The 12,734-nt window shown below is 58.0% G+C and carries 14 protein-coding genes; 10 read left to right on the top strand and 4 right to left on the bottom strand.

The window, feature by feature from the left end:
* From ACTJKV_RS15170 to pcaQ, 3 genes are all read right to left on the bottom strand, one after another.
* A complete protein-coding gene (locus ACTJKV_RS15170; protein WP_112358064.1) occupies positions 1-462 on the bottom strand; it encodes a helix-turn-helix domain-containing protein in 462 nt (153 codons plus the stop codon).
* A gap of 400 nt (positions 463-862) precedes the next feature.
* Positions 863-1,957: a diguanylate cyclase gene (locus ACTJKV_RS15165; protein ID WP_440599013.1), complete on the bottom strand. Its 1,095-nt coding sequence runs from the start codon at positions 1,955-1,957 to the stop codon at positions 863-865.
* 592 nt (positions 1,958-2,549) lie between these two features.
* Positions 2,550-3,482 carry a pca operon transcription factor PcaQ gene (pcaQ, locus tag ACTJKV_RS15160; protein ID WP_440599012.1) on the bottom strand — a complete coding sequence of 311 codons (933 nt, stop codon included), beginning with the start codon at positions 3,480-3,482 and terminating at the stop codon, positions 2,550-2,552.
* An 84-nt stretch (positions 3,483-3,566) separates the two neighbouring features.
* Here pcaQ and pcaDC point away from each other — a divergent pair, with 84 nt between their 5' ends.
* The 10 genes from pcaDC to aroQ all read left to right on the top strand — a co-directional run bounded on the left by pcaDC (position 3,567) and on the right by aroQ (position 11,963).
* Positions 3,567-4,778: a bifunctional 3-oxoadipate enol-lactonase/4-carboxymuconolactone decarboxylase PcaDC gene (gene pcaDC, locus ACTJKV_RS15155; protein ID WP_113176037.1), complete on the top strand. Its 1,212-nt coding sequence runs from the start codon at positions 3,567-3,569 to the stop codon at positions 4,776-4,778.
* A complete protein-coding gene (gene pcaH / locus ACTJKV_RS15150; RefSeq protein ID WP_113176038.1) occupies positions 4,775-5,515 on the top strand; it encodes a protocatechuate 3,4-dioxygenase subunit beta in 741 nt (246 codons plus the stop codon). The genes pcaDC and pcaH overlap by 4 nt, the downstream gene beginning before the upstream one ends.
* A gap of 1 nt (position 5,516) precedes the next feature.
* On the top strand, positions 5,517-6,137 hold the full coding sequence (pcaG, locus tag ACTJKV_RS15145; RefSeq protein WP_113176039.1) for a protocatechuate 3,4-dioxygenase subunit alpha: 621 nt from the start codon (positions 5,517-5,519) through the stop codon (positions 6,135-6,137).
* A gap of 5 nt (positions 6,138-6,142) precedes the next feature.
* Entirely contained in the window at positions 6,143-7,225 is a 1,083-nt protein-coding gene (locus tag ACTJKV_RS15140; protein WP_113176086.1) for a 3-carboxy-cis,cis-muconate cycloisomerase, read from the top strand.
* A gap of 325 nt (positions 7,226-7,550) precedes the next feature.
* Positions 7,551-8,219, top strand: coding sequence for an amino acid ABC transporter permease (locus ACTJKV_RS15135; protein WP_062424470.1), 669 nt, complete (start codon positions 7,551-7,553; stop codon positions 8,217-8,219).
* A 10-nt stretch (positions 8,220-8,229) separates the two neighbouring features.
* Positions 8,230-8,880, top strand: a complete 651-nt coding sequence (locus tag ACTJKV_RS15130; RefSeq protein ID WP_062424471.1) for an amino acid ABC transporter permease — start codon at positions 8,230-8,232, stop codon at positions 8,878-8,880.
* Positions 8,881-8,993: 113 nt separating this feature from the next.
* Positions 8,994-9,833 carry a transporter substrate-binding domain-containing protein gene (locus ACTJKV_RS15125; protein WP_112519782.1) on the top strand — a complete coding sequence of 280 codons (840 nt, stop codon included), beginning with the start codon at positions 8,994-8,996 and terminating at the stop codon, positions 9,831-9,833.
* Positions 9,834-9,844: 11 nt separating this feature from the next.
* Positions 9,845-10,603, top strand: a complete 759-nt coding sequence (locus tag ACTJKV_RS15120; protein WP_112358073.1) for an amino acid ABC transporter ATP-binding protein — start codon at positions 9,845-9,847, stop codon at positions 10,601-10,603.
* A gap of 56 nt (positions 10,604-10,659) precedes the next feature.
* Positions 10,660-11,529: a shikimate dehydrogenase gene (locus ACTJKV_RS15115; RefSeq protein ID WP_112519783.1), complete on the top strand. Its 870-nt coding sequence runs from the start codon at positions 10,660-10,662 to the stop codon at positions 11,527-11,529.
* Complete coding sequence (gene aroQ / locus ACTJKV_RS15110) at positions 11,526-11,963, top strand: type II 3-dehydroquinate dehydratase (protein ID WP_062424474.1); 438 nt, start codon at positions 11,526-11,528, stop codon at positions 11,961-11,963. The genes ACTJKV_RS15115 and aroQ overlap by 4 nt, the downstream gene beginning before the upstream one ends.
* Here aroQ and ACTJKV_RS15105 read toward each other — a convergent pair.
* Positions 11,941-12,636: a TetR family transcriptional regulator gene (locus tag ACTJKV_RS15105; protein WP_062424475.1), complete on the bottom strand. Its 696-nt coding sequence runs from the start codon at positions 12,634-12,636 to the stop codon at positions 11,941-11,943. The genes aroQ and ACTJKV_RS15105 overlap by 23 nt on opposite strands.
* Positions 12,637-12,734 lie beyond the last annotated feature (98 nt).

Genomic DNA, 12,734 nt, shown 5'->3' with positions numbered 1-12,734 from the left:
CTAGCTGTTCAACCTAACTTCCACCGATGAACGCCCTTCAGGGGCAATAGGAAGAAGCTCGTCCATCTCGGCCATAGCCTTGACGAGCGCCACAATCTTTTGGCGGACGTTTGCATCGGGAATTTTTAAAAACGACTGGTTTAGGGCCATGCCCTCACGGGATTGAAGAAATTGCGAAACGTAGTTCATCGTCGTGAAATCTCCGATGCCTGCCGTGGTGACCAGTTCTTCACTCTCTTGGTAGAAGAAGAAGCTTGGCGGGACGCCGAGGACATTTGCGATCTTTTGCAGACGGCTTGCGCCAACACGGTTCGTGCCCTTCTCGTATTTCTGGACCTGTTGAAACGTCACTCCGAGTTCGTTCGCCAACTGCGTCTGGCTCAACTTCAGCATCATACGACGCATGCGGATACGACCGCCCACAAACACGTCGATCGCATCGGGACTTCTCTTGTGGACCATGGATGAACTCCTAATACGAAAAGTTTTATAGTTCCGAGAAACGACGTCGGCGTCCCTCGGGAAACGCGCGTTTATGCTACAGCTTGTATTGAAATTCAGTACAATTTCAATCTCTGGTGCACACACATTTAAGAATTCAACAAGATTACTTAACTCTAGCAAACGCTGCTCTGACGCCCCTGAATGAAAATGCAGGTGATGGATTGCTGTCGTTGGCCGCGTGCACGCCAAATTTCTTGGATCTAGACTCAGGGTAACGGGCGCCGTTGTGGCAGTTCTGTGAGACGGGAACTCAGCTTGGGGATCAGGTTCGAAAGCGATCGCTTAAAGATGAGCACGGAGTTGGTCCATGTTCAAGGTGCTCATCCCAAAGAGCTACATCGTGGGATGACTTCTTGTCCTAGACTGCCCGCAACTGATGAGGCAACGGATCGGCTGAGGGGTGCAGCAGCAATTCGTTTGGGCTTGCGGTCTCAACGCGGTTCCGCCCAAGGGCTTTTGCGCGGTAGAGCGCGCTATCGGCGCTTGCGAGCATCCCGGAGAGGTCGTTGCAGTCCGGCGCCGCAAGGCCGATACTGACTGTGGCGCGAGTCTTCAAGCCCTCTGCCCGAGCGGCTTCTTCGGCGAACCGGCTTGCGATTGCTTGGCCGCGACTGAGAGCTTGGGAATGGTCGCACAATGGCAGAAGCGCAGCGAATTCCTCACCGCCCAAACGGACAAGAAGTGCGCCCGGGCCTGCTTCTTTGCGGGCAGTGTCGGCGAACAGCTGCAAAACCTTATCTCCGGTTGGATGTCCATGACGGTCGTTGATTGCCTTGAAGTGGTCGAGGTCGAAGGCGAGCAGTGAGACGGGGTTATCATGCCGCTCCCGCAGCATCCGAGATGCCTGCTCGAAAAAGGCATGGCGGTTCGCAAGTCCAGTCAGTTGGTCGGTTTGTGACATACGGAGCAGGTTGAGCTTTTCCTCCTCTCGTATAATCATCAAAAAGGACATTGGCATCGCCACCGAGTACAAGACAGCCTCGTACATCGTCGCCTTCCCGATGATGGAGATCATATCGTGCCCGTAGCGCTCAATGAGAACAGGGGCAATGAACGCTCGGGCAAAATAGAACAGGGCATGGAAGGCCAAAATCGTTACTGCGACCGGACGGGAGCGCAATCGCTGCACAGTGCGGCTGCGCAGGAGCATCCATGCTGTCAGGCCGCAGGTCAGAGCGATGGGGATAGACGAGACATGGTTCCAGAATGCGGCCGGGAAGTGCGTGCCAGCGATTGCCCAAGCGATGGCTAGGAAGCTTAGCGCTGCGACGGACGAGCAGAAATGCCGTTGACCATCAAGCCCGGCGACTGCATTAAGGACCAAGAGGTATCCTGACATCATCAGGATGTTGATCGCCGCCATACCGAGCACGACCGGAAAGTGGCTGCGGTTCATGGCGAGCATGCACCCAAGAACGAACGCGAAGAGTGCCGCGGCCAGAACACCGAGCACACGTGCGCGACCTGGATGGGCCTGCCTTTCCCAAAGGAGAAGCGAGGCTGACACCAGCAGCGTTCCGACGGTCAAGTACCAAAGTGTTTGTAAATCGATCTGCATTGCTCTGCCTGCCTTACGTCAAAGCCTACAGGGTGGTCTCTATAAGATTCCTTACGTCGTCTTTTATATCGCGGATATGGTTGGCGTAACGTTAAGCGTGCTGGGTGCTAAAATTAAATCTAGGGATGTGTTCAGGCGGAAGGGTTTGGCGGCTGATTGAATGCGGCCGTCGACGGGCCTGCCTGGCGAGAGTAGATGGTCAGTCAGATCTCGCAACGGTCCATATCGCAATGTTTCGCGGCTCCACCAACAAAGTAGCTAGGTTGCCATGCCAAGCCGCTCGATAGGGTCGATTTAGCTAGACGTTGAGAACGTTCTCCCCATCTGTGCATGTTTCATGAAGCTGGAAGACGTTGCCCGCGAAGCGCTCGCGGTACCTTTACACGTGCTTAAACAATCGTTGCCGGCACGTGCCGTGAACAACTATTCATCCGATAAATAATCCCACTTTAGCGGTTTGATCCCAGGCAAGCGGTCTTGGTTCAGATCACGCCATCCGCCCAATAGTCGCAGCCATGCGAATTGCCTCGATCATGAGGGCGAGCGAGGTGAACACTGCAGTATCCGTCCGCATTGTCAGCCCTACGGGGCCGCTAGTATCGGAGGTGTTAAAGGGCAGAATCGCAAGTGCGCCCGCTGCGACGTCGTCGACGACTACACCTTCTGAAATGATCCAGATGGCGTCGCTCATGCGGACATAGGCGCGTCCAAACGAGTCTGAGACTGTTTCGATCTGCGTCTTCGGCATCGCCACGCCCTGTGCGATCAAAAACTGTTCGACGATCGGGCGGATCACCGAATTGCGGGTCGGCATCAAAATTGGGTAATTTGAAAGCTCGGTGAAGAGATCGGCCTTGCCTGACAGCAGTCGATGGCCGGGACGAACGACAAAGACAACCTGCTCCGAGTAGAGGTGCTCGAAGCTGAGGCCTGTCATTTTCTCCGGTGTGGCAAGCCTGCCGACTACAAGATCAAGGTCACCCTGGCGCAATTGCTCAAGCAGGATGGCGTTTTCTCCAGTGACAATCTTAATGGGAGCCTGCGCTGCTTCAGCGAGAAAGTGCGTCATGGCCTCGGGCATGATGCGCGCCGATACCGTCGGCAGTGCGCCGATGCGCACCGGCGGGTCGGTATGCGCCGCTTCCCGTGACACAGCGTCGACCGCCTGGCGAAGGGCGGCCATCGTGGCGCCCGCATGGCGCAGGAAGATATCGCCGAGACGCGTGGGACGAATACCGCGACCTTCGCGTTCGAAGAGTGCGACACCTAACACATCCTCGAGTTCTCGCACCGTTTTGGTGACTGCCGGCTGGCTGATATGCAGTACGTTGGCAGCTCGCATGACGCTCTTTTGTCGCGCCACCTCGATAAAGGCTTGCAGATGCCGGAGTTTGATACGTGGATCGATGAGAGAAGTCATAACCACCAAGTTATGAGAAATGCCGAAAATCTCATTTTACTTAACCAGCGCGATCTTGCAATCTCCGCGCAAGAGGAGTGAAAGATGAATTTTCTTCAGGTCGGCGATGCCGCGATTCACTACCGGACCAAGGGTCTGACGGCTGGCAAACCGGTCATCGCGTTCGTCAACTCGCTTGGCACGGATTTCCGTATATGGGATACCGTCATCGACGAGCTTGGCGATGCTTATGCCTATCTGCTTCACGACAAGCGCGGCCACGGCCTTTCCAGCGTCGGAACGCCGCCCTATACGATAGAGACTCATGCGGACGATCTTATCGCCCTTCTCGATCATCTGAAGATCGGCGAGGTCATCGTCTGGGGGCTTTCGGTCGGTGGCCTCATCGCGCAGTCGGTCGCGATAACACATCCCGAGCGCGTTGCGGCCCTGGTCCTTTCAAATACAGCGCAGAAAATCGGCACGGCCGAGATGTGGAATGCGCGCATCGACGCCGTCCGCGCAAACGGGCTTGAGAGCCTTGTCGATCCCGTGATGGAGCGTTGGTTTACCCCTGCATTTCGCCGCGACGACAATCCGCTTTACGCGGGCGCTCGCGCCATGCTGCTTCGCCAGTCGGCCGAGGGCTACTGCGGCACCTGTGCGGCGATCCGCGATGCCGATTACACCGATGCTCTTGCTCGTCTCGTTGTCCCAACACTTTGCGTCGCTGGCGATCAGGATGGATCGACTCCATCTGAACTCGTAGAGTCGCTGGCCGGTCTCGTTGCCAACAGCTACTTTGTTAGGGTCTGCAACAACGGACACATCCCGCCGCTTGAGCAGCCGACTGCCTACGCAGCTGCGGTCGCGGACTTCCTGAAGGCCCTTCCGCCAGGCGATACCGAACCACTATCCGTCGACCGCCACAGCCGCGGCATGGCCACGCGCCGCGCGGTGCTAGGCGATGCCCATGTGGACCGGGCGAGCGCGCAGGCATCATCCTTCGATCAGCCATTTCAGACATTGATCACCGAAAGTGCCTGGGGCACAGTCTGGTCCAGCGATCGCTGGACAAAGAGAGAGCGCTCAAACGTGACCATCGCGCTTCTTGCAGCACTTGGGCAATATGAGGAGATGGCGATGCATGTCCGGGCGACCGCCAATACCGGTTCCAGTGAGGACGATATTCGCGAGGCGCTGATGCATGTGGCGATCTATGCTGGAGTGCCTGCCGCCAATCATGGCTTCAAGATTGCCAAGCAGGTGCTGGCAAACCGAAACGCATCCTCCCCGCTGAAGGAGCAGACGACGTGAGCAATCAACCACCGGAAACCGGCCCCTTCTTTGCCCGTGATCGGGAGATGCAGCCGCAAGCCTACACGCCCTGGTACAAGACCTCCGTTTTGCGCTCGCCACAGCGTGCGCTGATTTCGCTTGAGGGCACCAAGAGCGAAATCAGCGGCCCGGTTTTCGGTCATGGGTTGCTGAACCCGCTCGATAACGACCTGATCCTCAACTATGCCAAGCCCGGCGAAATGCCGATCGGGCCGCGCATTCTCGTGCATGGCCGCGTGCTCGATCAGCGCGGTGCGGGTGTCGCCGGTGCGCTTTTAGAGTTCTGGCAGGCCAATGCCGGCGGGCGCTATCGGCACAAGAAGGAAAGCTATCTCGCCGCCGTCGATCCAAATTTTGGCGGTGTCGGTCGCACAATCACCGACGGGAATGGCTATTACTGGTTCAAGACCATTCAGCCCGGTCCCTATCCATGGCCGAATGGCGTGAATGACTGGCGCCCGGCCCATATCCATTTCTCAGTCTTCGGTCATGGTTTTCAGCAGCGGTTGATTACCCAGATGTATTTCGAGGGCGATCCGCTCATCTGGCGGTGTCCGATCGTCAAGACGATCCCTGACGAGGAAGCCATCCGTCGATTGATCGCGCCGCTCGACATGAATGCGACCATTCCCATGGATATGCGCGCCTACAAGTTCGACATCGTGTTGCGTGGTCGCCGCTCCACCTTCTTCGAGAACCGCCCGGAGGGGAACTGACATGGTGCAGCCGCTCGATTATCTGAAGGAAAGCGCCTCCCAGACGGCAGGACCCTACGTCCATATTGGCTGCACACCGAACTTCGTTGGCATCAACGGCGTCTTCAAGCAAGATCTCGGCGCGGGAAAACTCTATGACGACAAGGCCACCGGCACCCGCATCACCATTCGTGGCACCGTCTTCGACGGCGGCGGCTATGCGCTGAAGGATGCGCTGGTGGAAATCTGGCAGGCCGATGCTCAAGGACTCTATAACAGCCCGAGCGAAACGGCCGGCGCTCCCGACCCCCATTTCGCCGGCTGGGGCCGGTCGCCTGGCGATATGGATACCGGTGAGTTCCTCTTCGAAACGATCAAGCCCGGCCGCGTTCCATTCAAGGATGGACGCTTCATGGCGCCGCACATCACCTTCTGGATTGTCGCGCGCGGCATCAATATCGGTCTACATACGAGAATGTATTTTCCGGAGGAGGACGCGGCAAACGTGGCTGATCCAGTGCTGGCCCGCATCGAACACAAGGACCGCGTTCCGACGCTGATCGCAAAGCCGGATGGCGAGAATGCCTATCGCTTCGACATCCGCCTGCAAGGCGATGGCGAAACCGTCTTCTTCGATATATGACCGCGATGACCCTCTCGCCCTTCGATCATCCTTTCCTCTCCGGCCTCTTCGGCGATGCCGAGATCGCGTCGCTGTTTTCTGCAGAGGCCGATATTGCCGCTATGATCCGCTTCGAGAGGGCTCTGGCACTGGCCGAGGCAGATTGCGGTATACTCGCCGTCGATATTGCGGAAACGATCGACGCCGCGCTTGGCACCTTCGTGCCGGATATGGCCGCGCTTGCGGATGGAATGGCGCGTGATGGCGTCGTCGTTCCTGCGTTCATTCGACAGATGCGCGCGGCAGTCGGTGGGGTGGCTGCGGAGAAGGTGCATTTCGGCGCAACTAGCCAGGATGTAATCGATACCAGCTTGGTGTTGAGACTGAAAGTAGCGAACGACATCATCCAGGCTCGGTTGGATGCGCTGATCGGCGATCTCGACGGACTTCTGGAACGCGACGGCGACAAGCTGTTGATGGCGCATACGCGGATGCAGGCTGCAATCGAGATCAAGGCTGCCGACCGGATCGGTGCCTGGCGATCACCCCTGGAACGGACGCGGTCCCGGCTCGCTCATTTTGCCGTCGACGGGTTTGCCTTGCAGTTCGGTGGCGCGGCGGGAACGCTCGAACGCTTCGGAAATGATGGTCCGGCTTTGCGGGCTGCACTCGCCGGTCGCCTCGGTCTTCACGATCAGGCCCAATGGCACAGCCAGCGTGACATGATTACGGAGTTCGGGGGGCTGCTTTCGCTTGTCACCGGCAGCCTCGGAAAGATCGGCCAGGACATCTCTTTACTTGCCGATGCAGGGGCCGAGATAAGCCTCGCAGGTGGCGGCGGGTCTTCCGCCATGCCGCACAAGCAGAACCCCGTTGCAGCAGAACTGCTGGTCACGCTGGCGCGTTTCAACGCAACACAGGTTTCGGCGCTTCATCAGTCGCTTGTTCATGAGCAGGAACGGTCGGGTGCCGCTTGGATGCTTGAGTGGATGACGCTGCCACCCACGGTATTGGCGACCGCCTCCGCACTACGGACTGCGCGCCGACTGCTAGGCGACATCAGACGGATCGGGCGAGAGCCTGAAGAATGTGGCGGTCATCACACTTAGGAAATGACCTGTGAGAGAGGGTGTTGAAACATTATCGCTCCTTGCCGCGTGATGTTTCCTTATGTGTTGAAATAATTGGATAAATAGGAATAAAGTCGCTCCGAAAATCAGTCGTAAAAGCTGCATTTTCACCCTTCCTGAGCGTTGACTTTAAAATGAACTAACTGGTACAAACATTCAGAGGTCGGATATGGAGGGGCTTAGGAGAGCTCTTCTTGGAACACAGTCCGGCAAGAACAAGGGAGCGTTCGAAGCCTGAGTGCGGAGAACGGGGAGACGACCCAACGGCGGGCTGATGCCTTAACCGGAAGGTTGTGGAGGAACCATGTCATACAGTCTCGACTTCTCGGCGGTCATCGATCGCCTTCCCGAGTTGCTCGTCGCGTGTCTTGCCACCATCGGCCTGGCGCTTGCCGGCATGTCGCTGGCGACCGTCATCGGGATTCTGGGCGTCGTAGCACGTCGGTCACGCTTCAAGCCGTTGCGCGGCTTTGTCATCGGCTTTGTAGAGCTGATCCGCAATACGCCCTTTCTGGTCCAGATATTCTTTATCTTCTTCGCGCTGCCGCAGCTCGGTCTGCGTCTTAATCCGACAGTGACTGCTATCGTCGCGCTGGCGCTTAATGGTGGCGCCTATGCGATCGAAATCATTCGCGGGGGTGTGGATGCCGTCCCAAAGGGGCAGGTGGAAGCAGGGCTCGCGCTTGGCCTCGGTCGCGCGCAAATCTTCCGGCACATCATTCTCAAGCCTGCGCTGCGGGCAGTCTACCCCTCGCTCACCAGCCAGTTCATCATGCTGACGCTGACGACCTCCGTTTGCACGTCGATCGCCGCTTACGAACTCACCTCGGTGGCGCAGAAGATCGAGGCGGATACCTTCCGCTCCTTCGAAGTATATTTTTCCATCACGCTGCTCTACCTCGTGATTTCCTCGCTGATGATGGGCGTCTTTGGTCTCATCTCGCGCATCTCTTTCAGCTACCCGGTCAAGTGAGGAGACGATCATGGCAAGCATAGGCCCCAACGAACTGTTCTTCCTCATGCAAGGCCTGAAGTGGACCATCGCATTGACCTTGATCGGCTTTGCTGGTGGTGGTGTCTTCGGCCTTCTCGTGGCATTGGCCCGCACTGCCGAAGTCCCATCCATCCGTCGCGCAACGGCTGGCTATATCGCGGTCTTTCAGGGTACACCGCTCCTCATGCAGCTCTTCGTGGTTTATTACGGCGTGGCTCTGCTCGGCTTCAACATCGATGCGTGGATCGCTGTCGCCATCGCTTTCACACTGCATGCCAGCGCCTTTCTTGGTGAAATCTGGCGCGGTGGTATACAGGCTGTTCCGAAGGGGCAGACGGAAGCGGCTCGTGCGCTCGGCCTGCATTACAGGTCGATCATGAAGGATGTTGTCCTGCCGCAGGCATTGCGCATTTCGTTGCCGGCCACCATCGGTTTCCTGGTGCAGCTCATCAAGGGCACGTCGCTCGCTGCCATCGTCGGCTTTGTCGAATTGTCGCGCGCCGGCCAGATCGTCTCCAATCAGACGTTCCGTCCGCTTACCGTTTTCGCCATCGTTGGCCTCATCTATTTCCTGATCTGCTGGCCGCTCTCTCTTTGGGGTGCCGGCGTTGAGAAACGCCTTCAGACCGCCGCTCGATAGAGCGTCGTGGAAAGACCCGTCGGCTTTTCGAAAATCGGCTTCGATTTTCCGGACGATGGTGGAGGAGATCTACTTTCGTGACCATGCATTCATCAGTTTACAAGGAGGATAATATGATGAAATCCAGCATGACTTTCGGTCGCCGCAGCGTACTTGGGCTAATAGCCGCCGCTGCCGCTCTGCCCTTCATGGCCCCGGTCGATGCCGCGGCCGGCACGCTTGAGGAGGCGAAGGCGAAGGGCAAGGTTGTTATTGGCATTCAGGGAGACAACTCGCCTTGGGGCTTCGTCAATTCTAGCGGGATCCAGGATGGCCTCGACGCGGATATTGGCAAAGCCTTCGCCAAAAGCCTCGGTCTTGAAGCCGAGTTCGTACCGCTCGCCGTTGCCAACCGTATTCCGGCGCTCATGACCGGTAAGGTGGACGTGCTTTTTGCAACGATGGGCATGACGCCGGAGCGCGCCAAGACGATCCAGTATTCGCAGCCCTATGCCGGCAACGTTCTGTCGGTCTATGGGCCCAAGGACAAGAAGATTGCCGGTTTTGACGATCTGAAGGGACTGAATGTCGGGGTACCGAAGTCGAGTGCCATGGACACCGCCATCACGGCGGGCGCAGGCGACAAGGCAAGCATTCTGCGCTTCGACGACGATGCCGCCAATATTCAGGCGATCGTCTCCGGTCAGGTCGAGGCCGTAGGCGGCAACCAGTTTTATGGTGATCGCCTGAACGCTGCGGCCCCCGGCAAGTATGAGTCCAAGTTCGACCTGACGACCCTTTACAATGGCGCGGGCACCCGTCCGGGAGAGAAGGACTGGAACCAGGCCATCAACACCTTCCTCGAAAAGATCAAGGCCGATGGTGAGTTGCAGGCGATTTACACCAAGTGGATGAAGCGCGAGGTTCCGAAGTTCCCGGAATCCATGCCTGACGTCCCCTTCACCGTGAAGTAAGGGAGGTTTCCATGCCGCAATCCGCCGCCCAGGCTCCGCTGATTGCCCTCGAGGGCGTCGGAAAGTGGTATGGAGCCTACCATGCACTTAGGGATATCAATCTGACGGTTCGCAAAGGCGAGAAGATCGTTCTTTGCGGCCCGTCCGGCTCTGGGAAATCGACACTGATCCGCTGCATCAACCATCTGGAGGAAATCCAGGAGGGGACGATCACCGTCGAAGGCACCAAGCTCACCGATTCCGTCCGCGCCATCGATGCCGTGCGTCGGGAGGTGGGCATGGTGTTTCAGAGCTTCAACCTTTTCCCGCACAAGACCATCATGGAAAACTGTACGCTTGCGCCGATGCGGGTGAAAGGGCTGTCCAAAGCGGATGCTGAGGAAACCGCACGCAAATATCTCGCTCGCGTGCGCATCCTCGATCAGGCCGACAAGTATCCCGCCCAGCTCTCCGGCGGCCAGCAGCAGCGTGCGGCAATCGCGAGGGCGCTGTGCATGGAGCCGAAGGCGATGCTCTTCGACGAGCCGACCTCGGCGCTCGACCCGGAAATGGTCAAGGAAGTGCTGGATACGATGATCGGCCTTGCCCGCGACGGGATGACCATGATCTGCGTGACCCACGAAATGGGCTTTGCTCGTCAGGTGGCGGATCGCGTGGTGTTCATGGCGTCGGGCGAGATCATCGAGGAGGGGCCGCCGGAAGAATTCTTCCGCGATCCCAAACACCAGCGCACGCGCACCTTTCTCGGCGAAATCTTGGCGCACCACTGAAGCAAGCGGCGGGATGACCCGCCGCGCCTTTCACGCCGCATAAACGGTCCATATCCATGACAGAACGAACCGCCTATCAGGTCGGCCTTATTGGCGCCGACATCCAGCTTTCGAAATCGCCGGCGCTCCACATGCGCGAGGGTCGCGCACACGGACTCGACTATTCTTACGAACTCGTGGACATCAATGTCCGCAACGTGCCGGAGACCGCGCTGCCCGACCTTCTCGCGGAATTGGAAGCCCGCGGCTTTGCCGGAACCAATATTACGCATCCGTTCAAACAGGCGGTAATCTCCCATCTGGACGAGCTTTCCGAGGACGCCCGCATGCTGGGCGCCGTCAACACGGTCGTCTTCCGAGATGGCAAGCGCATCGGTTACAATACCGACTGGTACGGTTTTTACGAAAGCTTTCAGCGCGGTCTACCCGATGCCTGGCGCGATCGGGCGCTTCTCATTGGTGCAGGTGGCGCCGGTGTCGCGGTTGCCCATGCCGCATTGAAACTCGGCATCGGCAGGCTGGATATTTTCGACCAGGACGCGGACCGTTCGGCACGGCTTGCGCGTGAACTCAACATCCGCTTTGGAGAGGGGCGGGCGACGCCAGCCAAAACGCCCGCAGCCGTGCTCGGCGATGCTGATGGTCTCATCCACGCAACACCCATTGGCATGCCCGCCCATCCCGGTATTCCCGTTGATCCAGATCTGATTAGTCCGCGCCACTGGGTTGCCGATATCGTCTACATGCCCCTCATCACCAGGCTGATCGAGACCGCTGCGGCGAAGGGTTGTCAGACATTACCGGGCGGCGGCATGGCGATTTTCCAGGCTGTCGGTGCATTCAGGCTATTCTGCGGACGTGAGCCGGATGCGGAGCGGATGAGCGCACACTTTGCGGAGATGTTTCAAGCGGAGGCGGCCGCATGAGCCTATTTTTCGTTCTGAACGGACCGAACCTCAACCTGCTCGGACAGCGCCAGCCGGAAATCTACGGTCGCGAGACTCTTGCCGATGTCGAAGCAACGTGTCGCGAGGTAGCGATGGCCTCAGGTCATGAACTCTTCTTCGCCCAAAGCAATCGGGAATACGAGTTGATCGACTGGATCCACGAGGCACGCGGCAAGGCCGCAGGCATCGTCATCAATCCTGGTGCTTTCAGTCACACGTCGATTGCCATCCTTGATGCGTTGAACGCATATGAGGCGCCAGTGGTCGAGGTCCATATTTCCAACATCCACAAGCGGGAGGTCTTTCGCCACCACTCCTATGTATCGATGCGAGCCGACGGCGTTATCGCGGGTCTCGGTATCGACGGCTACTGCGTGGCGCTTCGCCATCTTATCGCTCGTCAGACCCTATAGCGTCGATATGTTCGGGCCGCACCACATAGCGCAGGACCATTACAGCCACGTGGCGGGCCAGCGTTTGTTGCGCTTGCGGCGTGAAAAGGTCTTCGCCGAAGATGGAAGAGAAGGTCGGAGCGTTAGAGACGTTGAAGAAAGAGAGCGCACTGATCTGCCAGTGGAGCTCCAGTGCCTCGATGCCTTCACGAAAGACACCGCTATCCTGACCGCGCTTCAGCACCGCCTCGAGCGCGGCAATGGCGGGACGGTTGAGGCTTCGGATGGACTTCGACATCTGCACATGCCGGCCGTGATGGATATTTTCGATCATGACCATGCGGATGAAGGCCGGACTGCGGCGGTGATGCTCGAAAGTGTAGCGACAGAGTGCGTCGAGCGCAGCCATCGGGTCAAGATGGTCCAGTGCCAGATCGCTTTCGCCACCGCGCACCTTACTGTAGGCTTCTTCCAGAACATGCTGGTACAGGCCTTCCTTGTCGCCAAAATAATAATAGATCATGCGTTTGGACGTTTTCGTCCGTGCCGCGATTTCGTCTATCCGCGCCCCAGAAAGACCGTTTTGGGAAAATTCCTCCATCGCGACCGCCAGTATGTCGCGCCGCACGCCTTCCGGATCGCGCTTTGCCGGACGCGCCTTTTTACCCTCAGTAGTCGTCGCGGTGCTCGTCATGTTTCCCCCGGATGCTTTGCATCCGCGTTTTTCCACGTTCCATATTAACCAACTCGTACATAAACACAAAAGGTAAGGCAATATGGCCCAGTACCAGA

Origin of the sequence: Agrobacterium sp. 22117 (assembly GCF_052045735.1) — a bacterium.
Lineage (GTDB): Bacteria > Pseudomonadota > Alphaproteobacteria > Rhizobiales > Rhizobiaceae > Agrobacterium > Agrobacterium cavarae.
This window is presented reverse-complemented; position numbering and strand designations above follow the sequence as displayed.